The 366-nt window shown below is 47.5% G+C and carries 1 protein-coding gene; it reads right to left on the minus strand.

Translation table 11 applies throughout. The features are described 5' to 3' along the window. Window positions 1-366 (minus strand): IS66 family transposase (locus ACY3FQ_RS01175; protein WP_489774375.1); only part of this gene is annotated, 366 nt, incomplete at both ends.

A 366-nucleotide genomic window follows, 5' to 3' on the forward strand; every position in this document is an offset into this window, starting at 1 on the left:
TGTTCTGCCGTACCATCGGTCTTTTTCCTGAGTTCTGCTTCTATCGCATACAGTTTCTGAATCAGCACCAATGCCTGTTCAGCGACCTGACTTTTCCCGGTCACATGCAGTTCATGGAATTTACGACGTGCATGGGCCATGCAGCCCACCTCAATGACCTGGCCTGATTTAAAGCGTGCTTTATAACCACTGTAATCATCACAGACCAGATAGCCCTGCCAGCCTTTCAAGAACTCTTCAGCATGCTGGCCTGAACGACTATCTTGAAAGTCATAGATCACTGCCTGAACTGGATTGTACTGTGTAGTGGCATAGGCCCAGACATAACCTTTCTTCGGTTTTTTCTCATCATCACCCATCCGCATA

It is taken from the genome of Acinetobacter sp. AB03, assembly GCF_058107045.1.